18 protein-coding genes are annotated in these 22,218 nt (G+C 47.3%); 11 read left to right on the forward strand and 7 right to left on the reverse strand.

What is annotated here, in order from left to right:
- Positions 1-4: 4 nt before the first annotated feature.
- Entirely contained in the window at positions 5-565 is a 561-nt protein-coding gene (locus tag SPICA_RS10250; RefSeq protein WP_013969436.1) for a rhomboid family intramembrane serine protease, read from the forward strand.
- Between the two features lie 81 nt (positions 566-646).
- Here the strand turns inward: SPICA_RS10250 and SPICA_RS10255 are convergent, their stop codons facing one another.
- Positions 647-1,570 (reverse strand): ArsR/SmtB family transcription factor, encoded by a 924-nt coding sequence (locus SPICA_RS10255; RefSeq protein WP_013969437.1) that lies wholly within the window; start codon positions 1,568-1,570, stop codon positions 647-649.
- A gap of 185 nt (positions 1,571-1,755) precedes the next feature.
- On the opposite strand from SPICA_RS10255, the gene arfA reads away from it, so the two are divergent.
- On the forward strand, positions 1,756-3,246 hold the full coding sequence (arfA, locus tag SPICA_RS10260; RefSeq protein WP_013969438.1) for an arabinosylfuranosidase ArfA: 1,491 nt from the start codon (positions 1,756-1,758) through the stop codon (positions 3,244-3,246).
- Positions 3,247-3,251: 5 nt separating this feature from the next.
- Here arfA and SPICA_RS10265 read toward each other — a convergent pair whose 3' ends face one another.
- Genes SPICA_RS10265 through SPICA_RS10275 form a run of 3 tightly spaced genes read right to left on the reverse strand, consistent with a single transcriptional unit; the run spans position 3,252 to position 8,103 of the window.
- Positions 3,252-6,350 (reverse strand): efflux RND transporter permease subunit, encoded by a 3,099-nt coding sequence (locus SPICA_RS10265; RefSeq protein ID WP_013969439.1) that lies wholly within the window; start codon positions 6,348-6,350, stop codon positions 3,252-3,254.
- Complete coding sequence (locus SPICA_RS10270; protein WP_013969440.1) at positions 6,347-7,420, reverse strand: efflux RND transporter periplasmic adaptor subunit; 1,074 nt, start codon at positions 7,418-7,420, stop codon at positions 6,347-6,349. Before SPICA_RS10270 ends, SPICA_RS10265 begins: the two co-directional genes overlap by 4 nt.
- 20 nt (positions 7,421-7,440) lie before the next feature.
- Positions 7,441-8,103, reverse strand: coding sequence for a TetR/AcrR family transcriptional regulator (locus SPICA_RS10275; RefSeq protein ID WP_013969441.1), 663 nt, complete (start codon positions 8,101-8,103; stop codon positions 7,441-7,443).
- A 169-nt stretch (positions 8,104-8,272) separates the two neighbouring features.
- Here SPICA_RS10275 and SPICA_RS10280 point away from each other — a divergent pair, with 169 nt between their 5' ends.
- Positions 8,273-9,436, forward strand: coding sequence for a 30S ribosomal protein S1 (locus tag SPICA_RS10280; RefSeq protein WP_013969442.1), 1,164 nt, complete (start codon positions 8,273-8,275; stop codon positions 9,434-9,436).
- Between the two features lie 87 nt (positions 9,437-9,523).
- Here SPICA_RS10280 and SPICA_RS10285 read toward each other — a convergent pair whose 3' ends face one another.
- The 3 genes from SPICA_RS10285 to SPICA_RS10295 form a co-directional block, all read right to left on the reverse strand.
- The gene (locus tag SPICA_RS10285) at positions 9,524-10,024 is read right to left on the reverse strand and encodes a hypothetical protein (protein ID WP_013969443.1); all 501 of its coding nucleotides are present in this window, start codon (positions 10,022-10,024) and stop codon (positions 9,524-9,526) included.
- 119 nt (positions 10,025-10,143) lie between these two features.
- Positions 10,144-10,641 (reverse strand): GAF domain-containing protein, encoded by a 498-nt coding sequence (locus SPICA_RS10290; RefSeq protein WP_013969444.1) that lies wholly within the window; start codon positions 10,639-10,641, stop codon positions 10,144-10,146.
- On the reverse strand, positions 10,634-11,785 hold the full coding sequence (locus SPICA_RS10295) for an AI-2E family transporter (protein WP_156789666.1): 1,152 nt from the start codon (positions 11,783-11,785) through the stop codon (positions 10,634-10,636). The genes SPICA_RS10290 and SPICA_RS10295 overlap by 8 nt, the downstream gene beginning before the upstream one ends.
- A gap of 175 nt (positions 11,786-11,960) precedes the next feature.
- On the opposite strand from SPICA_RS10295, the gene SPICA_RS10300 reads away from it, so the two are divergent.
- From SPICA_RS10300 to fabG, 8 genes are all read left to right on the forward strand, one after another.
- Entirely contained in the window at positions 11,961-14,558 is a 2,598-nt protein-coding gene (locus SPICA_RS10300) for an ABC transporter substrate-binding protein (protein ID WP_013969446.1), read from the forward strand.
- Between the two features lie 120 nt (positions 14,559-14,678).
- Positions 14,679-15,719 carry an ABC transporter permease gene (locus SPICA_RS10305; protein WP_013969447.1) on the forward strand — a complete coding sequence of 347 codons (1,041 nt, stop codon included), beginning with the start codon at positions 14,679-14,681 and terminating at the stop codon, positions 15,717-15,719.
- The gene (locus SPICA_RS10310) at positions 15,716-17,125 is read left to right on the forward strand and encodes an ABC transporter permease (RefSeq protein ID WP_013969448.1); all 1,410 of its coding nucleotides are present in this window, start codon (positions 15,716-15,718) and stop codon (positions 17,123-17,125) included. Before SPICA_RS10305 ends, SPICA_RS10310 begins: the two co-directional genes overlap by 4 nt.
- Before the next feature lie 24 nt (positions 17,126-17,149).
- A complete protein-coding gene (locus SPICA_RS10315; protein ID WP_013969449.1) occupies positions 17,150-18,124 on the forward strand; it encodes an ABC transporter ATP-binding protein in 975 nt (324 codons plus the stop codon).
- Complete coding sequence (locus SPICA_RS10320; RefSeq protein WP_013969450.1) at positions 18,125-19,141, forward strand: ABC transporter ATP-binding protein; 1,017 nt, start codon at positions 18,125-18,127, stop codon at positions 19,139-19,141.
- 229 nt (positions 19,142-19,370) lie between these two features.
- On the forward strand, positions 19,371-20,405 hold the full coding sequence (locus tag SPICA_RS10325) for a beta-ketoacyl-ACP synthase III (protein ID WP_013969451.1): 1,035 nt from the start codon (positions 19,371-19,373) through the stop codon (positions 20,403-20,405).
- Entirely contained in the window at positions 20,399-21,385 is a 987-nt protein-coding gene (locus SPICA_RS10330) for an ACP S-malonyltransferase (RefSeq protein WP_013969452.1), read from the forward strand. Before SPICA_RS10325 ends, SPICA_RS10330 begins: the two co-directional genes overlap by 7 nt.
- Before the next feature lie 83 nt (positions 21,386-21,468).
- Entirely contained in the window at positions 21,469-22,215 is a 747-nt protein-coding gene (fabG, locus tag SPICA_RS10335) for a 3-oxoacyl-[acyl-carrier-protein] reductase (RefSeq protein ID WP_013969453.1), read from the forward strand.
- The last annotated feature ends 3 nt before the right edge of the window (positions 22,216-22,218 follow it).

Genomic DNA, 22,218 nt, shown 5'->3' on the forward strand with positions numbered 1-22,218 from the left:
TATCATGCATATTAAGTACAATGCACCCACCGTATTAACCTATGCATTTACGAGCGCCCTTGTACTCATCTTAAGCCAGACCCTGCTTCCGAGCCTGACCACATCCCTTTTCATGGTGCCGGGGAAACATCAGTTTAATCCCCGGGATATTGTTAATTGGGTCAGGATTTTTACCCATGTGATTGGACATGCCAACTGGACCCATCTGATATCTAATTTTTCATTCATTCTGCTCATCGGACCAATTCTCGAAGAAACCTATGGCTCCCTTTCTTTGTTTTTTATGATTGCGGTAACCGCTTTTGTAACGGGAATTCTTAATGCATTTTTACTTCCCACGGCCCTGCTCGGTGCCAGCGGGGTGGTATTCATGATGATACTGCTGGCCTCATTTACCAACTTCAGACAGGGCGAAATCCCCCTCACCTTTATTCTGGTATTAACCCTTTATCTGGGCCGTGAAATTTTTAATTCTTTTACAAGTAATAATATATCAGAATTTGCCCACATCGTGGGAGGTTTCTGCGGCAGTCTTTTTGGATTTTTCAGACCCGCAAAACGATAACACACAGGGCCGATGCGGGGAATGGCCCCAATTGGTGGCATGCAGGCATTGGTTCCCTGTGGGCATGACTTCCCCTTTGATTTACAAATAGAGCTTGAGCAGGATTGCCTGATTATAATCACCAAAACCACGTCCAAAAATGTTTATCCCACCGGGATGAAGCGCATCCTCTTTAACCCCGATTCGAACGCGTATTGAATGATGATCGTTGAGATGCAGGTCCTGTAAGGTTACAGAGGATATCAACACATCATCCACATAGGAGCCTGTATCGGTAATTCGCCATTTTGGTAACAGACCATATTGAGAACCTTCCAGCTTCCACCAGTCGGGGGTATATTTCCCTCGCCGATCCCCAAAGTCGCCGGGGCTTGTCCAGGTACCAATTTCTATGGAATTAACCCAAAGGGTGATATCAGACTTCCAATTGCTGTTGGTCCCCGGTGTTTCGGAAGACAGTTCTGCACTCAACTCAAGGGCCTGTACCGGCTTCTCAGTATAAAGGCTGTTATTGGGAAATTGATATTCCACATAACCGGTTTCAAACCAGAGAAGCCCTGCAGCCATCCGTTCAGGGTTGAGAAACGAATCAGGGACATCCAGGTAGCCAACAATACCCGTTGGGGAACACAAGCCGCAGGGAGGAGAGACATGAAAGGCCGTATAAAGACCAATCGGCATTTCCACCTCGATTGCCGATTCCTGTACCTGTTGAGGTGAACGAAATTGGACCAGAATTTCTTTATATGCAGTGGTACAGCGTTTCTGATTCCCCTTCTTTGCACTGATCAGTTCAGTATGCAAAAGGCCAGCCTTCTCAAGAACAGCCACATTGGTGGCCACCGTAGATTGGGGAAGCTTCAGAGCCTGGGCGATTTCATTAATATTCAATTTTTTATCAATCAATAGGTTGATGATAGAGAGCCGTATTTCTGATCCCAGCGCTAGAATGATATCCTGGTTTTCAAGCGTGTTGACAATTACATAGGGTTCATGGGATTCCATATCTTTACAAGAATAACAAATGTTACTTATTAGGACAATGGGCACTGGAAAAGCATTCACTAATACTGATACATATCATATTTAATGTTTGACATAATCTTTGCTTCAGGTTATTATAGGATATCTCTAAAGACACTATCTGTTTTTAGAAGCACCTCAAGTACATCAGTGTTAGGAGCAGGTGGATGGCAAAAGCTACAATCATCGTTGATAAGGATTACCGGATCGCATCGGTAGATAAAAACATTTATGGTTCCTTTATTGAGCATCTGGGACGGGCAGTTTATTCAGGTATTTATGAGCCCGGACACCCCAATGCAGATGAACAGGGCTTCAGAACCGATGTATTGGAGCTTGTACAAGAACTGGGAGTAAAGATTGTGCGATATCCGGGAGGCAATTTTGTTTCCGGTTATAATTGGGTCGATGGCATAGGGCCTAAGGATCAGCGAAAACGACGGCTTGAGTTATCCTGGAAATCTATAGAAACCAATGAATTTGGGATTGATGAATTTGTCGACTGGTGTAGAAAAGCTCAAACAGAGGTCATGGCGGCAGTAAATCTCGGAACCGGCACGCCTCAGGAAGCGGGCAATCTTGTTGAATATTGCAATCATCCTTCAGGTTCCTATTGGAGCGATCTGCGCATCAAGTATGGGCACCAGAAGCCCCACAATATCAAGGTATGGTGTCTGGGTAATGAAATGGACGGTCCCTGGCAAATCTGTCATCTGGAAGCCGATGATTATGGAAAAAAAGCCAGAGAAACCGCCAAAATTATGAAATGGATCGATCCGGACCTAAAACTGGTTGTTGCCGGCAGTTCGGGGCCAGGAATGCCCACATTCCCCGAATGGGACCGCACGGTCCTTGAATATACCTATGAGCAGGCAGATTTCATTTCCCTCCACCGGTACTATGAAAACCTCGGTGACAATGATGATTTTCTTGCTTCCTATATTGATATGGATCGGTTTATCCGCAGTGTAGCCGCTACCGCCGACTATGTAAAAGCAAAGGTACGCAGCAAAAAGACCATGATGCTTTCCTTTGATGAATGGAATGTCTGGTATATGAAGCAGGTAAAACTCCAGCCCTGGGAACAGGCTCCAGCAATCCTGGAAGACCGGTATTCCCTTCTCGATGCGCTGGTTGTGGGGGGCATGCTTATCACCCTGATCAACAATGCTGACCGGGTTCAGATGGCAGCCCTTGCTCAACTGGTCAATGTCATTGCACCGATCTTTACTGAAAAGGGCGGCAGGGTACTGCGTCAGACAACCTTCTATCCCTTTGCCATGGCAGCCCATTACGGTATGGGCACGGTTCTGCACCCCCTCATCCGCGGTGACCAGCAAGGAACCAAGAGCTATGATGCCGCTCCTCTGGTACATTCAGCTACCGTTTATAATGAAGAAAAGGCTGAGCTCACCGTCTTTGTGCTGAACCGGAGCAAAGAACCACTTCATCTGGACCTTGACTTCAGATCCTTCGGAAAACTTTCCTTCCTAGAACACCAGATTCTCGATGGGCCCGACCTGAATGCCTGTAACGATTTTGAACACCCGGATCGGGTTAAACCCCGGCAGGTAACACCGAAGGATGCTGCTGCATCCAGCTTCGCAGTGCATCTTTCGGCATATTCCTGGAACATGCTCCGATTTAGAGTTGGCTGAGTAAATTAACCATGAACATTAATAACACGCCCTTCCAAGCGTTCATAAAGGATTGGAATAATAAGTAGTGTTATCAGGGTACTCGTGAAAAGTCCACCAAAAATGGCCTGTCCTAGGGGAGCATAGACTTCAGACCCATTACCGTGGGCCAGCGCCATCGGCAAAACACCAAAAAGGGTAGTCATGGCGGTCATCAGAATAGGCCTGAGCCGGGTTGCGGCCCCATCGATGATGGCAGTGCGAAGGTCCTGCACACCCCCAGTGCGGAGCTGGTTCGTATAATCCACCATGACGATAGCATTATTCACAACGGTACCCCCCAGGGCAATAATAGCCAGCATGGCAATTATAGAAAGGCCTGAATTAAAGATGAGAAGCCCAAAGACTACTCCGATGAGGCAGAAAGGGATCGATGCCATGATAATGAGGGGCTGTACGAACCGTTCAAATTGAATGACCATGACTGAGTAAATAAGGAAGATACTGATGAGCAGCATAAGACTGAGGCTTGAGAGGGATTCACCAATTAGAGCGCTCGTGCCGGCGGTCCGGTACTTGATCCCCAGGGGCAGTTTCATCGATTCCAGGGCAGCAAGGGTTCGGCGGCTTACCCCCGATTGGTCCTCCGATTTTAAATAGCCTCGAACTTCCACAGAAAAGGTCCTGTTTTTCCGATCAATACAGGAAAGGCTTTGCCGGGCGTCCAGGCTGGAAAAGGCCGAAAAACTGATGAGCCGGCCATCCTGGGTTTTCAGGGTAATTTGATTCAGAAGGTCCTGGTTGATGGGCCTGTCTGCTGCATCGGAAGTAAGCCTGAGGGTGTAATCCTTTGTTCCTAGCTTGAGCTTCCCCGATTTCATACCAGAAAAAAGAATACGGCTTGTGATACCTGCCTCATAAGGGGTAACCCCGAGGCTCCCCATATAAAGCTGACTTAAATCCATATAGAGTTGTTCTGCATCACTCCTCACCGACAGCTCAGTCTTAAATACATCGGTGTCCTTGTCCAGTATGGACTGGACCAGACTGGCAGTTGTAGTCACCGCTTCCAGGTCTGATCCATAGATTTCCATCTGAAATCCCTGTCCGCCGGTACCTAAGGCAAGGAGAGCGTCAAAGCCGCCATTCAGGACTGTAACATCCACATCGGGGATAGATTCCGAGAGGGTTTTCTGCAAATGGGGAATAAGTTCCTGTACGGTTCGTTTCCGCTTCTCGTTCGGTACAAGCCTGAGCTTGCCGTAGGCCAGGTTTGGAGAACCGGAAACCGTGACAGAACTGCTGGCCCCCACATAGTACACAGCAGCTTCCAGTTCCGGGACTAAGGCCTGCACCCGACGGTCCAGTTCATCAACCTTGGCGGTGGTATTATCGAGAGAATAGCCCAGGGGCGTCTGAATATAGAGTTCAATCTCACCGGTGTCCGTCGGCGGCAGAAAGCTGATTTTAAGGGCACTGATAAAGAAGAGCGACCCCACTAGAAGAGCCATGGAGAGAACTATCGTAAACAGTTCATGGGCTAAAACCCAAGTTAACAACTTGCGATAGAGACCTTCGAGCCATTCCAGTACCCGGTCTATGGCCTTTTCGATACGAGTAACTATGAGGGGACGTTTCAGGGTGTCTTCATCGGCTAATATAAGAGAAGATAACCAGGGAACCACCACAACCGCCACAAGGGCACTGGCCGCCAGGGCAAAGATAATTGCCAGGGATAGGTCATTCATGATAATCCCGATGATACCCTTTAAAAAGAGGAGCGGCGCAAAAACGCAGATACTGGTCAATGTAGAAGCTAACACCGCCGATCCCAGTTCATCGGCTCCTTTTCGGGCTGCGTCTTTACGATCTCTGCTCTGCATAAACTTCCGGTAGGTCGTTTCCAGAACAACAATCGAGTTATCCACAATCATACCGATTGCCACAGTCATACCTGACAGGGAGAGCAGATTCAGAGAGCGGCCTGCAGCAAAGAGCCCAAGGATGGCAAAAAGGATAGATAGGGGAATGGAGAGACTAATAATAAGGGTGGCCCGAAAGTTGTGCAGTACTAGTAAAATGACTAAAATGGTTAAAAGAAGACCGCTTACAGCTGAGAAAACAACCGTTTTCAAGGACTGGCGGGTTGTCTCACTCTGATCACTAATGATCTGATAGGTGACGGTTCCGTTGGTCTCCTCTCGAACTTCATCGAGAACCTTTTTTGCTTCCCCTGCAATCTTGAGGGTGTTCCCTTCATCCCGCTTTAAAATATCGACCATCACATAGTTTTTACCTCCTGACCGGACACGAAATTCCTGCTTTTCCTGAACCAGAGAAACCGTGGCCACATCTTTGAGGTAAATGGGGGTAGTATCTACAAAGCCCACTGTAAGGTTTACAAGATCCTCCAGATTTTCCAGTGCGCCTGCTGCAGTAAATGATAATTCCCGTTCTCGAAACTGGGCAGCGCCAGCGGGAATATTTCGATTATTATACTGAAGGGCCTGGTACACCTGGAGCGCTGAAAGTCTCCGGGATACCAGATCATCAAGCCTCAAGGTAATGCGAGCTTCCTGGTGAATACCCCCCACCAGGTTTATTTTTGAGACCCCATCAATTCGAGCGAGATCTGGCTCAAGGCGTTCTTCAAGAAAAGTAGTCAGCTGTTCCAGATCCATGGAGCTGTCAATGCGTACCGAGAAAATAGGCAGGAAGGAGCCAGCCTCCATAATATAGATGACCGGGGCTCCATCAATATTTTCCGGAAGTTCATCGAGTATACCGTTCAATAGTTCCCGAATTTGGGGAAGTTTGTCCCGGACGTTTACCGAAGCGTTAAAAGACAAGGTAACCGAAGAATAAGACGCATAGCTTGATGAACTCAGTTCTGAAAGTCCTGGCAGGGTTGCCATCTGGTTTTCAATTACCCGGGTAACATCCCGTTCCATTTCCCTGGCTCCTGCACCGGGAAGTCGGGTAATGATAATGGCCTTCGGCATGGTAACCGGGGGTATCATCTCCGTATTGAGAGCCCCCAGAGCGAGCATGGCAAACACAAAGAGACCGGCTAAAAGGATCACAATAATTGCAGGATGTTTAACCGAAAAGTCAGAGAGTATCATGGATTTACAACCACAGGACTGCCTTCTCTCAGGAAATACCAGCCTTCCACAATCACATCCCGTTCTTTCCATTCAGGAGTAACAACAAAGAAGGCATCATTACTTTCAGTTATTGTAATTTCCGACCGTTTTGCTCGGCCATCTTCCACATACCAGAGACGGTTTCCTCCAGCCAGAGCGGAGAATGGGAGCGTATATACATCCCGAATCCGGGATAATTCAAAGGTGTTCGTCACAAACATTCCCGGACGTAGGTCTTCAACACCGGAGGCGACTGAAATAACTGCTTCAAAGTTTTTAGTTTCTATCTTGATATAGGGGCTGACACTGCGCAACTTACCAGACAAGATAAGTCCATCACTTCGTCGAATCGAAATTCTGAGCTTTGAACTTCCATCCTGCCAGGATTCCAGAAAAAGTGTATAATAATGTTCTGGAATCTGACAACGAATCAGCAGATTGTTCAGATCCGCTATGGTAAGTAAGGGCCGCTCTGGCACAGCTAGGGATCCTACGCTGAGATGCCGCTGTAATACTACCCCATCCATAGGACTTTTAATTCTGGTATATTCAAGCTGTAATTTGGCTAATTCATATTGGGATTGATAGGTCTCATATTGAGCCTTAGCTTGTTCAAAATTGAGAGTACTGGTAGCGTCGGCTTTGTACAATTGGGAAATCCGCTCATAGGTGGACTTAGTTGAAAGATATGCCGTCTCTGCCTGTTTCAATTGCAGTAAGAACCGTTCAGGATCTATACGGGCAATAATCTGGTCCCGTTTTACCCGGTCTCCAACATCAACAGTAAGCTCCTGGAGTACACCCGACACCAGGGGCAGCACTGTAACTATTGTCTCCGATTCTACATAGCCATTTATAGTTAACGTACGCACCAGATCTCCAAACTCAGGTTGCATCACCCGAACCGGTATAGGATTTTGATGTTGTGCAATTCTGCTCATTTTACCCAACTGCTGGCTCACAACAAAGGCTCCAATCAGAATGAGAAACGGTACTGCCCAACGTAAGATAATAAACACGATCGCTTTGTAATGATTAATGGTAGTCATTGTGCCCCCCCGGAGAACTATCAAGGGTTATCTAAGCCCGCCTTTCCAGAAAGCAAAGCGGATCCTTGCATAACCTCAAGCCCCACGGGGCTCAACACACCTAAAATTACAGCGCGTAGAGCATCTTGCAGTAGTTCAGCTTTAGTAAAATTATTCTCTTCTATAGGATCTAGAGCCATAATTCCCGTAATAATATTGATGATAATCCATGTGATCTGTTCTGCAGTAAAATCATTCCGGATATAACCCGAACGGTCCGCATCGAGTACAATCGTTTTAATAAGCTGTTTCAATGATGTTTGTAGACTTTTTCGCAAATCCAACTCTGCGGGATCCAGTCGTTCTCGCTGAGGTCGACCAATAATTCGTCCACCTTCACGAAGATCTCGAAATCCACGATCTACAATGGCATTTAATTTTTCAATAAAAGGGAGTTCCCGATTTGCAGCTATAGCTTCAACCCCATCAAGAACATGCCGCATCCAATGGGCGACGGCCGCATCAAACAGTTTGAAACGATTCTGAAAGTGATTATATACCGTTTTACGGCTTACCCCAGCCAGTTCTGCAGTACTTTCCATAGTAAGGGCATCAGCTCCACGCTGTTTTAAAATACTCTGGGCAGCCGCGAGAATCCGGTCTTTGGTACTATCAGCTAGGATTTCCCCTTTTAGATTACACATTTTATACACCTACTGTGTAAATATACTATTTTTATAGTGTTTTTCAAGGATTATTAACTATTTTAATTATGAAAAGTTATTTAAAAATGTTTAGTACTACCGTATTACGGTGTTCTGATTTTTCTGCTATACTTTCATTTTATTAAACTCATAAGGGAGCAGCAGAAGAATGGCGAAACGTGAAGGAAATCAAGGATCCACTAGTTTTGCGGATTATATGAATTCTATGGACAGCCGGAAGATCCAATTCCAGCCAGGACAGATGATAGAAAGCAGAATTGTTTCTATTTCAAATGATACGGTGTTTTTAGAGCTTAATGGAAAAAGCGAAGGTATTTTAGAAAAGGCCGAGTTGCTTGATAAAAACGGCGAACTAACCCTGAAAGAAGGGGATACAATAAAGGCCTTCTTTTTGAAGGCTCAGAACGGAGAACTTCATTTCACGACCCGAATTAGCGGCGAAAAGGCTGATTTATCTATACTCGAAGAAGCTTACAAGAACCATATTCCTGTTGAAGGTGTGGTAGAAAAAGAAATTAAGGGAGGTTACGAGGTAGCAATTGGTGAGACCAGAGCCTTTTGCCCCTATTCCCAGATGGGAATAAAACGGTCAGAAGAAGGTTCCAACTGGGTCGGGAAGCATCTCACCTTTCTCATACAAGAATATAAAGATAATGGCCGGAATCTTATCGTATCTAACCGGGCTATAGAAGAGGCCCTGCAGGCAGAAAAAATTGCTAAACTTAAGGAAATCCTTAAGGAACACAGTATTATTACCGGCACCATCGCATCGGTGCAGGATTTTGGTGCCTTTGTAGACTTAGGTGGGATACAAGGACTCATTCCAGTCTCAGAAATAAGCCGGGAACGGGTAGCAAACATAAACGAGGTTTTGCAGTCTGGACAGGAAATACGGGCAGAAATTATCAAAATTGATTGGCAAACCGAACGGATCACCCTCAGCATGAAAAGCCTCTCGGCCGATCCCTGGACAGAGGCAGCAAAGAAGTACCCCATTGGATCAAAACATACCGGCAAGGTAATCCGCATTACCGATTATGGAGCTTTTGTATCCCTGGAGCCAGGTCTAGACGGGTTGATACACGTTTCTGAACTGCGAAGCGGCGACAAGTACAACAATGTAAAGGGTGCAGTCAAGCTAGGTCAGACCTTAATGGTTAAGATACTGGAAGTTGATGAAATCCGAAGGCGTATTAGCCTTAAGCCAGCAAGTTCTGCTGAAGAAGAGGCGGTTTCCAAACAATATATGGCCGATGAAGACCCCCAGGATACCTACAATCCCTTTGCTGCGTTATTAAAGAAAAACAAATAAGCCTATTGTACACCAGAAGCTCCCCTTCTCATCACAGCAAGTTCCAGGAGGGGGAGTGGGTTACCCATTGTATTATAGACGCGCCTTTTATTCATCCTCTAAGGATTCAAAGGCTTCCTGTATCTTCGTCTGATTTTTCTTTACAAGCTGGTAGTCGTCCTTATTATAGTTAGCCTTGCTTTTTTCTAAGGACTTGGTAAATTCTGCAGAATTCATCCGGGCAGCCATGTCTTCGAACAAAAGGATAAAATAACCTGAAAGCACTGCTCCGTAGACTTCCCAAAAATCATTCCAGCCGTATTTTGCCAGAAGAGCTTTGACCTGAGCATCTGCCTGAATGGCTTTAAACATGGCAGCCACATCGGGGACAGTTAATTGACTGAAAGCCTCGGCCATTTCAGGAGAGTCCATTCCAAACTCCTGGTCATACTTATCTGTAAATTTATCGAGATCCTTCGTAATCTTTGGCAGATCTGCAAGAAATTTGTCCAGTTTTGCCTGGGTTAGCACTCGTTTAGGAACCGATTGTGCCATAAGAAAACCGACACTCAACACCATGAGAAGAAAAATGAAAAGCAACCGTTTCATAAGATTCCCCCTTTTCTGCCCTCTAGAGGGCATACTTTACAGTATAGTCCAAAATAGGTTCTCTTTCTAAAAAAAATACCAGACGACGATAGTAGGCAATATCTTAAAAACTTTCCCCGTTAGCCTGGGAAACTCTCAATCAAAGGTATCAGCAGGTTTACTATTTTCTGCAGATGCTCCGCATCTCCTGCATCAAACTGGGCTAGTTTATCCGAATCAATATCCAGAACCGCTACAACCTTGCCATTCTTTTTAAGGGGGATGACGATTTCGCTTTTTGAACGGGAGTCACAGGCTATATGTCCAGGGAAGGCTTCTACATCGGGTACTATAACTGGCTCCCCTGTTCGCACACAGGCAAGGCATACCCCCCTCCCCTTTAGGATCTGACAGGCTACCGATCCCTGATATGGACCCACATGGAGTTCATCCTCCCCTGCGACAAAATAAAATCCTGTCCAGAAATGATGGGAAAGTTTTGCATGGAGAAGGGCTGCCATGGTTGCCATACCAGCAATGAGGTTGGGTGATTTTAGAGAAATCAATTCATCTAATTGGGTATAGAGCCGTTCATACAAGGGAATACGGCGAAAGGATAGACTTTGTTCATCAATCATGTTGAGCTGGTTCCTCCTGAAATTTGTGTTCATCAACCTGTACTTTAACAAGCAATTTTTGACCAGGGGTCTTATATTTTTGCAGATCCTTATAAGAACCGATAAGGATCGCTACAGGCTCCAAGATTGGTACATGTTCACAAATAATTTTAACGATTACCGTCATGGGAACAGCCAGAACAAGGCCGGCAAAGCCCCAGAGCCACCCCCAGGCCAGTAAGGATACAAGAACGATGAAGGGTGAAAGTCCCAGATTTTCTCCCTGTATCTGAGGTTCAAGAATATTGCCAACCACAAAATTAACGAGCAACATCACCAAAAAGGCTCCAACTACCGGCCAGCCATGGGGCCAGAACTGAAGGAGCGAAAAAAGGGTTACCCCTGTACTTGCGGCAATACTCCCGATAGTAGGAATAAAATTCAGAATAAATGAAATGACACCCCAAATGAGCCAGAAATCAACCTTAAGTAGGGCTAGTCCTAGGGCAACAAAAATGCCTGTCCCAAGAGAAATAAAAAATTTGATGGTGAGATATCGGCTCACCTGTAATACTACGGCTTCAACTATACTTTTTATTCTTCCAGAAAAACGATGTTCAAATGCAATGGCTACTTTTTCTTCCAGATGGGCTGATTCGAGCAGTAAAAAGACTATAAAAAGAAGTACCATTACAAGACTTTTCAAAAAATCGATAAATCCATTAGTGATAGAAAATGTATAATTCCGAATCTGGTTACGAACACCTAATTGTCCCCAAAGGTTGTCGATAAACGTACGGTGTTCGTCATAGGGCAGCCCAAAAAGCCCTGCGATCCAACTATAAATCTCAAGAAACCGTTTTTCATACCGGGGATATTGGGATAATATAGTCTTTCCGGAACTGAACAGTATAAGTCCCGCTATATAGAGCCCCAAACCTATACCTGCTATAACGATAACAATTGCTACAACACGGGGTATATAAACCTTTTCTAAAGCCCGTACTAAGGGATCGAGAATAAATGCGAGCAGGATGGCTATGATAAAGGGTAATACCACCGTAGCTGTTATTTTAAGTACCGCTCCAGCAAGTACTAGAGCTATAAAAGCGACTAAAAAAAAGTTAGCCCGCCCAGAATTAAATTTTTTAAAACGATCGCTCATACCTGGATTATGATACATATTCTCAGATTTGTCATGGGCTAAAAACAACCGAATATACTTATGATTTCTTTACATTTCGTTGCTATTGATACAAAATAAAATGCATATTCATACGGTTGCATTAGCTATCCAAAATTATAGAACTAGAAACTGCATTGTTTCACAGGAGGATCTCATGAAGAAAAGGTTGTTCGCAGCCCTGGGTGCTTCAGTAGCCCTATTGGCAGCATGCTCTGGTGGCGGCGGTGGAACCGCCGGGGGTAGCAAAGAACTGGGACCCATTGTAGACAAGGTTATCTATAATGTGGTCATGGACCAAACCGTTGCAATTAAAGATACTGCAGAAGGCAAAACCGATGTATTCTTTACCGGCTTGAACGGAAGTACCTATAAAGGTATAGATCAGAACGATTTAGCCAAACTTGATGTGTATGCGGTTCCTTCAGGATCATGGTCACTCTTAACCAACCCCATTCCCAATCAGGCACCCTATGTTCATACCACGAAGGACGGAAAAAAGGTCTTTAATCCTTTAGCGATCCGTGAAATTCGCTATGCTTTGAACTGGCTCATTGACCGGAAAAAGCTGGTCGACGAAGTCCTGCAGGGCACCGGTGAACCGATGATGACCCCCATGACGCCTGGTCAGCCCGGAACCTATAAATACAACCTCGTTGCGGCAAACCTTGGCATGACTGCCCAGGGTAATGAAAAGAAGGCTATCGAAGATATTACGAAAGCCATGGAAGCCGCCGCAGTCCTCCCGGAAAACAAGGGAAAACTGTTGAAATACGGTCAATTCTGGACCTACGAAGGCAAACCCGTCACGATCCGCTTCGTTATCCGGGTGGATGATCCTTCAGGCCGGCTCCCCGCAGGTAACTACATTGCGGATCAGCTTGAAAAAGCCGGTTTAAAAGTCGAACGGCTGCTCTATGACCGATCCAAGGCAAGTAAACTGGTGTATGGCGGCGATCCTGCAGACTATGAATGGACCATGTACACTGAAGGCTGGGGTGCCGGTGCCACCCGACGCTGGTGGGATGTTACCATTTCCCAGATGTATGCACCCTATTACGGCTATATGCCCGGTGGTGCAACCGAAGGTTTCTGGAATTATAAGAACGATGAAATTGACCGGCTGGCACAGAAGAGCTATAACGGCTGGTTCCTCACCAGCGATGAATATTGGACCGACAATCTTAAGGCTACTAAACTGGGGCTTGAGGACGCAGTCCGCATTTACCTCGTAAGCCAGATGCAGTACTATGTGGCCAACAAGGGCCGCTTTAACAGTCGTATGCTCTACGGTCTGGGGGACGGTCTTAATAACTGGTCGGTTCGCTCCGCCGATGTCAAACCCAACGACAAGGGCGAAAAGGTTCTGCGGGTTACCCAGTATTCTGCCCGGGGTGGTCTTTTCATGAGCGCCTGGGACCCTGTTGGTGTTGATGGCTTCTCTGATGCTTACAGTGCAGCCATTGTCGAAGCCTGTACCGATCTTTCTACCTTCGAAGCTCCCAACGATGCGGCCGACACACCCCTCCGGGTTAAATGGGATGAAAAAAAGGTTATTACCAAGATAGAAGCCGGTCCTGAGGGGAAACTAGTTGGGAAAATTTCCGTTCCCAAGGAAGCAACCATTTACAATTCCAAAACAAAACAGTGGGAATCCGGTATAGAGTATAAGGATGTAGGGGACGGTAAGTATGATTATGTCAAGAACGACAATATAACCGCCTACTCGGAAGCCACCTCAACCTATATCTATGGCAAATGGCATTCCGGCCAGCCTGTCACTATTGCAGACCTGATGTATGCTTCTGCATTTGTTGCTGAATGGGCCAACAAGGACAGCGAAGACGACCTCTATTACGATGAGGCCTATGCATCCCAGTATCAGGCCTTCCTTCCCATCAGTAAAGGTGGTGTGGTTAACAAGGATGGGTCTTTTACCAACTACTATGACTTTAACTGGCCCATGGATGCTGCCCGTGTAGCAGCCAATGGGGTTCCCTCCCCGAAAGCTGGTAATCCCGGCCGACAGACCCTGGTCTCCTGGGAAATCACCGAAGCCCTGGCTAAACTTGTGGTCGAAGGCTCTATGAGCGGCACTGTCTATTCCTTCAGCTCCGACCCCGCCTTTACCGAAGTGGATGTGATTAACCCCACCTGTGTCGCAGATATCAAGGCAAAGCTTCAGGAATTTGTGGAAGCCAAATACGTACCGGATCCCATTAAGCAGTGGGTAAAGCCCGAAGAAGCGGTAGCCCGCTACAATGCGGCAATCAAATTCATCGATACCTATGGCAATGCTTACATCTCTAACGGTCCCTTCTTTATCAGCAAGGTGGACTACAATGCCAACTATGTAGAGCTGTCTGCATTCCGGGACAGTTATCCCTACAAAGCTGATTACTGGCCCAATAAGCTCAAGACCACCCTTACCCGGATCGATGAAGTAAAGGTTCCTGCAACAGCTTCAAAGGCAAAGGATGTAACCATTGATGTAGCGGTTTCCGCAGTCCTGTATCCGGCGGATACAGCATCTCCAGCGGACAATAAAGCAAAGGTTACCGCTACCCTGGTCCTCGCTGATGGTACTGAAAAGGTTTATACCGCAAAGCATGTGAAAGACGGTGCATTCCAGGTCGTTATTCCTGCTAAGGATATGAGTGGACTCAAAGAAGGGAACTATACCCTTGTACTGCAGTCTGCCTTCAGCACTGAAGCTCCCTCTGTGGTGCCCACCTCTTTGGTACTGTTACCTTAAGTTTGATCGGGCTGTTTGACCTCTAACAGGATAAAACAGCTCTCTTACAAGGAAGGGGGCATCTTTTAGACCCCTTCCTCTATATCAAGGCTATACAAAGGCAGTCTCAAAGAGGTTTATATGTACAAGTGGTTTGCCACCAAGCGCATAATAAAAGGCTTATTCATGTATGCGCTTTTAATTTTTATCATGTCCGCCCTGTTCAACTCGGTTCTAGAGACCACCATGAGGTCCCAGATCGAAGAACAGGTTCGGCTGGAATCGATGCGGTTAAAAAACGTCAGTACCAGTGCTCTGCAAAAATTTCAAAATGAACGGCGTGAAAAGTTAATTAAAACCTACAAGCTCGACAGACCCATCTGGGAACGGATCGTGTATCGGGCAATCGACACCATCACCTTTAAATTTGGAAAATCTACCATTATAAAATCATCCCGGGGTGAACGGGATGTGCTAACCATAATTGCCGAAGCAATTCCACGATCCCTTATTCTCTTTACCGTAGCAGCGGTGTTCGAACTACTGATTGGTATTTTTCTAGGCCTAAAAAAAGCACAAAAACCCGGAGGCAGTCTCGATAAAACCACCAGCCTCATCACCATGATTGTATATGGCATGCCTACCTGGTGGCTTGCCATGATTCTTATCATGTTCTTTGTTTACACGGTGAAAATATTCCCTTCCAGCGGGATCCACTCAGTCCCAGCGCCGGAAGGTATTATGTATATTCTTGATGTCATCTGGCACACAGCCCTTCCCATGCTCACCCTGGTGCTTATCGGCTTCTGGGGATTGGCTTTTGTAGTTCGGAACATTGTTCTGGGAATCCTGCAGGAAGATTATATCATGGCCGCCAGGGCTCGGGGAATTCCCGAAAACAGTGTACTGTTAGGGCATACCCTGAGGACCGCCGCTCCACCCCTTATCACCATGTCACTGCTTTCTCTGCTCGGTTCCATATCAGGATCCATTATTTTTGAAGGCATATTTTCCTGGCCCGGTTTAGGGAATCTGTACTGGATTGCGGTACAACAGAATGATATTCCTGTTTTAATGGGAGACCTGGCCATAACAATCGCTTTATATCAAGCCGGGCTGGTTATTCTGGACCTGACCTATGGCTTCCTCGATCCCCGCATCAAAGTCGGAGGCAAAGCATGAACATAAAGGATCTTGGGTTTTGGTTCCAGGATTTCTGGACCGAATTCAGAAGGGAGGGCTCTGGACTTGTTGGCCTTGCACTTCTTGTGTTATTTCTCCTTGTAACCATATTTGAAAACACCCTGCTTCCTTTTAAAGAAGCCAATACCCGCTGGCGGGATATTACCTATTGGCAGGATAATCCAACCAATGCGGCCCCTGTATGGACTAATTTGTTCACCGCAAAAAAAGCCGCCCGAACCCTGCATCTGAATAAAGGCTATAGGGAAACCATAACCGATGAGGAAGGTACTCTTTTTGTCCAGGACAGCTTTACCTATCGATTTACCGCTGATAAAGCGCCCCTCGACATTATTGTACATAGCACCATTAAGGGTTCTGTGCCCCTCACCGTTATGGTAGAACGGCCCGACGGTACCACAATCGATGTATCTCGACAGTATGTTGAAAACGAAGACCTTACCGAAATACGATTCTCCCTTAACAATGACAGTAAAAACAGCCTCTTTGCATTTCTAAAACTCCATGAAACATCGGAAAATCTATCCAGGGTTTCTGCAGGGACTATTCGCAGTACGGAAATCCTTTTTAATACAGCAAGAGAAGGTATGGCCGCTGGTTTTGAACCCCTCAAGGGTGAATACCGGTTTATTATAAAAGCCCAGGTGCTGAATCAGGAACAGTATGCAATGGAAGATACCCGGCTCGTTGTAACCGGCTCTGTATCGGGCATTCTGGGAACCGACAATATAAAGCGGGATATTTTCTCCGGTCTTGTGGCTGGACTGAAATGGGCCCTCTTTATTGGACTTTTTACTTCTGCTGTTGCAGTCCTTATCGGGGTTTTTTACGGTATCATATCGGCCTATTTTGGCGGTATTGTTGATACCATCATGCAATTCATCTACCAGATTTTTGTCTCAATTCCCTTGTTGCCGGTTCTGATCGTGGTATCCGCCGTATTTAAGCCCAGCATCTGGTTTCTCATAGCGGTTATGGTGATCTTCTTCTGGCCGGGATCGGTTATGACGGTCCGCTCCATGGCATTCCAGATTAAAGAGGAAACCTACATAGAAGCCGCTCGGGCATTAGGGGCAGGACACCGGAGAATCATATTTAACCATATGGCCCCCCTTCTCATCCCCTATTCCTTTGCATCCATGGCGCTCTCTGTACCCAGTGCCATCGTGTATGAATCTTCCGTATCCCTGCTGGGTTTGGGAGACGCCTCGATTGTTACCTGGGGCCAAATTCTGCATGATGCCATGCTCGGAAATGCCATCCTCAATGGGCTCTGGTGGTGGGTTATTCCCCCAGGACTGGCTATTGCAATCATGGGCATGACCTTTGCATTCCTTGGGTTTGCCATGGACAGAATTCTGCATCCAAAACTGAGAACTCGGTAACTAAGAACCGGAAGAAGGACCACAATGGAAAGCTTGTTACTGGTGGAAAACCTAAAAATGTACTATCACACCTCGAAAGGTGCGGTACGGGCTATTGATGATATTTCATTCAACTTGTATCCCGGTGAAACCATCGGCCTGGCGGGAGAATCGGGCTGCGGCAAAACCAGCCTGGGGACAAGCCTCCTCAGGATGCCCACACCCCCTGGCCGTTATGAGGGGGGCAGGATCCTTATCAACGGTACGGATATACTACCTATGGCTGATAAGGATGTCCGAAAAAAAGTTCGCTGGACACAAATCGCCATGGTGTTCCAGGGAGCCATGAACTGCCTAACGCCGGTTTACACGATCGGAAGGCAGATGATGGAAACCCTGCAGGAACATCAAACGATGGAAAAGAATGAAGCGGAGGAACTGATTAAAGAATATCTTAATCATGTGGGGCTCCCTGCCGAAGTTATGAACCGTTATCCCCATGAATTATCCGGGGGCATGAAACAGCGGGTCATTATTGCTACTGCCCTCTTTCTAAAACCAAAGCTCGTTATCCTTGATGAACCCACAACAGCTCTGGATGTTATTGTTCAGGCTCAGATCATCAATCTTTTAAAGAAACTCAAACAGCAGTTTGACCTTTCCTTTATCTTTATTACCCACGATCTGGCCTTGGAAGCAGAGGTTTCTGATCGAATGTGTGTTATGTATGCAGGAAAAATCGTAGAACTGGGAAGCAACGAACAGATTTACGGTAAACAGGGACCGGCTCATCCCTATACAGAAAAGCTGCTTCTGGCTACACCACGACTGCATCAGGAAGTAGAAAACCTCCAATACATACCGGGTACACCGCCGGATCTTATCAATCCGCCCAAGGGCTGCCGTTTTAATCCCCGCTGTCATCGGGTAATGGATATATGCCGGGAAGAAGAACCGCCGCTTGTGGAAATTGAAAGCGGACATTTTGTTGCATGCTGGCATTGCAAGGGGGGCAAGTAAATGGCAGAACAACAGGATATTATTCTTAAGGTAGAAAACCTCCAAAAACATTTTTGGCCCCATCAGACCTTTACCCAGGCTTTAACAGGTCAGAAAAAGCAACGCCTTATCCGTGCAGTAGATGGCATTTCCTTCTCTATTGCCCGGGGGGAAATATTTGGCCTTATTGGTGAATCCGGATCTGGAAAGACAACTACCGGAAAACTCATTATGAAACTGCTGGAGCCCACCGGTGGCTCAATCTGGTTCGATGGTCAGGATGTCACCCATCTGGGGAAAAAGGAAACCGGAACATACCGGACTAAGGTCCAGATGATATTTCAGGATCCCTATGCATCCATGAATCCGCGATTCAAGATTAAGGATGTGCTGGAAGAGCCCCTTCTTATCCATAAGATTAAAGCAAGCCATGAAAAACGACAGGAAATGATCATTAAGGCTTTGGAAGAAGTCAAATTGAATCCTCCTGAGGAATTCATGACCCGATGGCCCCACATGCTTTCAGGGGGTCAGCGACAGCGGGTTGCTACCGCCCGGACCCTCATTCTGAATCCATCGCTCCTTGTCGCCGATGAGCCGGTTTCTATGATCGACCTTTCGACCAGAGCAGAAATACTTCATATGATGAAGGATGTTCAGCGTCATTTGGGGCTTACCTATCTTTATATTACCCATGATCTTTCTACGGCCCGTTATTTTACCGACCGGATCGCCGTCATGTACCTCGGTAAAATAGTAGAGATGGGCAAAGCAGGCGATATTATTGATAATCCTCTCCATCCCTATACCAAGGCCCTGATCGAAGCAGTACCGGAACCAGAACCAGGCAAGGTTCACCTGATAAAGGAACTTCCCATATCCGGTGAAATCCCCAGTCCGGCCAATATTCCATCAGGGTGCCGCTTCCATACCCGCTGTCCCTATGCAACAAAGGACTGTGCCGAATTGCCCGAGCCTGAACTGCAGGAAACCGGGAACGGCCACTACCACGCCTGCAGAAGATGGAAGGAGCTCTAACAGGTTGATGAAATACTGCAGGTACTGTAAACGTTTGGAGGTGTTTCTTAAAACGTAGTTTTTTTAAGTCCCCTCAGGCTTGTATGAAAAGACTCTATAAGAAAAAGGCTGTCTGCTTTCGGAGACAGCCTTTTTTTTTAATATCATCATTGACATTTTTACTATTTTTGTTATGATAGCATATATAAAATGACACTTAAAACATTTTTTGTCATTTTAAGGAGCAACCATGGCATTTGAAATTGTAGCAACCGGAAGGGCAGTTCCCCCACACCGCATAACCAACGATGAACTCGCTAAAACCTTAGATACCTCTGATGAATGGATTCGTTCTCATACAGGAATTGGGAACCGGCATATCGCGGATGAACTAACCGCAACAAGCGACCTGGCAGTAGCAGCTGCCCGGGAAGCTCTGCAAATGCTTGTAGACCAGGACAAAAGCCTGGGAGGTTCTGTAGAAGCGGCTGTAGAAAGCCTCGATGCAATTATTGTGGCAACCGCAAGCCCAGACTTTTTCGGGTTTCCATCGACTGCATGCTTAGTCCAGGACAGACTCGGTGCGAAAAAGGCCGCCGCCATGGATGTGGTCGCAGGTTGCACCGGCTTTATCTACGGTGTGGAAACTGCGGCGGGAATGCTGAGTATCAGGCAGGACCGGAAGCGAGCCCTGGTGATCGGAGCAGAAATTCTCTCTAAAATAACTGACTGGAAAGACCGCAGTACCTGCGTTCTTTTTGGTGACGGGGCTGGTGCGGTGATTATCGATAAAACCGATGCTCCTTCCAGCGGACCGGGGAAACGGGGTTTGCTTCGTTCCATTTTAGGGGCCGATGGGTCAGGAGGAGACTACCTTATCATGCGCCGGGGCGGCACGAGAAATCCCTATAAACAGGGTGAAACCCTGGACCAGCCGCCCCATATCGAGATGAACGGCCGGGCGGTGTATAACTTTGCCGTAAAAGCGGTGACCGATACGATGGAACAGCTTCTCAAAGAAGAGGGACTTTCTGTAGAAGACCTTACTCGTATTGTACCTCACCAGGCAAATGCCCGCATTGTGCAAGCCGCTGCAAAACGGTTGGGCATTCCGGAAGAGAAATTTTTCCTCAATATCGAAGAATATGCCAACACTTCTGCGGCCTCAGTTCCCATAGCACTGGATGAACTTAACCGGGCCGGAGGCCTTAAAAAGGGAGATCTCATTATGACCCTGGGCTTTGGCGCAGGGCTTACCTATGGAGGAAACCTGATCGTATGGTAACCAAGAAACGAATTGCCTTTGTATTTCCCGGACAAGGAGCCCAATATCCCCAGATGGCCCTGGATCTGTACAAGGCCAGCCGGTCGGTACAGGATCTCTTTGCGGTTGCCTCCGAGGCGGCGGGCATAGACCTGAAAGCCCTTCTCGAAAACGCCACTGCGGAGGAGTTAAAACGGACCGACATAAGCCAGCCGACCATTACCCTGGCGAACCTGGCCGCCGCCTCGGTGCTGCGGGAACAGGGAGTTGAGCCCATTGCCTGTGCGGGCTTCAGCCTTGGTGAATATGCAGCCCTGGCCTGCACGGGGGTGGTAAGCTACGAAGACTGCTTTAAGCTGGTTACCGCCCGGGGGAAAGCCATGCAGAAGGTCGCAGACCGCTTAGCTTCTGCAGAGGCTGGTTCGGCTCCGGGCATGGCAGCGGTCCTCGGTTTACCCGGTGAACAGGTAGAAGCCCTGATTGCTGAATGGAAACAGGGAGGTCTTCCGGATCTGTATGCGGCGAACTTTAACAGTCCTAAACAGGTAGTAGTAGCCGGTACTGCCAGTGCCCTCGACCAGGCAGAAGAGCGATTCAAAGCGGCCGGAGCCCGGCGGGTTATCCGGCTGCAGGTCGCAGGGCCCTTCCACTCTCCCCTTGTGGCGGATGCTCTGGAAGATTTTGCCCCGGTTCTGGAGGGAACCAGTTTTTCCAATCCGACCATTCCTCTTTTTTCCAATGTAACGGGAAAACAGGTGCATTCCGGTATGGAAGCAAAAAAATTGGCCCTACGGCAAATAACCGAACCGGTCCGCTGGACCAGCGAAGAGGCCCAGCTTGCCGCGCTTGGTCTCGATGCAGTGCTTGAGACAGGCCCCGGCAAGGTATTACAGGGACTCTGGAAAGATTCAGGCAGTGCAATTCCGGTCTACGGGGCAGGAACAAGCGCAGATATTCAAGCATTTATCGCTGCGCTGCAGGCTGATACCCCACAGCATTGAACTGCAACTTTATACAGGTAGGGACTTCTAAAAGCTGACAGTTTTTAGTGAGTCCCCGGACAAACAGAACGAAGGAGCACAAGATGGAAAAAAAATTGGAACTGGAAGGCAAAAAAGCCCTTGTTACCGGAGCATCCCGGGGAATAGGACGGGCAATTCTGGAAAGTTTTCTCGCAGAAGGAGCAGAGGTCTGGGGCTTAAGCACCCGCGAGCCAGAAGATCTGCAGAATATGAAGGAAAAAGCCGGGGGCCTCCTTCATTGGGTAACGGCGGATTTATCAAAAGTAACAGAGGTTGAAGCGATTATAGAAAAAGCCCAAAAAGAGGCAGGGGGCTTTGATATCCTCGTGAACAACGCAGGGATCACCAAAGACGGCCTGGCATTCCGGATGAGCCTTGAGGATTTCCAGAAGGTGCTGGACATCAATCTGACCGCAGCCTTTCTTATTGCCCGTACCGTAGGCCGGGAGATGATCCGCCGGAAGTCAGGTTCCATCATCAACATGTCCAGTGTGGTGGGGATCCATGGAAACGGCGGCCAGGCTAACTATGCAGCCAGCAAGGCGGGACTCATCGGAGTAACCAAAAGCTTAGCTCAGGAAGTAGCCAGCCGGGGCGTTCGGGTCAATGCGATTGCACCGGGCTATATTGTCACCGATATGACTGATGCGATTCCCGAAGCAGCCAAGGAAAAATTGATGGACCACATCCCCTTAAAACGGCTGGGGTCCCCCACTGATATTGCCAACATGGCCCTCTTCCTTGCATCGGATAGGGCAAGCTATATAACCGGTCAGGTTATCGCCGTCGATGGCGGCATGTTTATATAAACG

This window comes from Gracilinema caldarium DSM 7334, assembly GCF_000219725.1.
Taxonomy (GTDB): domain Bacteria; phylum Spirochaetota; class Spirochaetia; order Treponematales; family Breznakiellaceae; genus Gracilinema; species Gracilinema caldarium.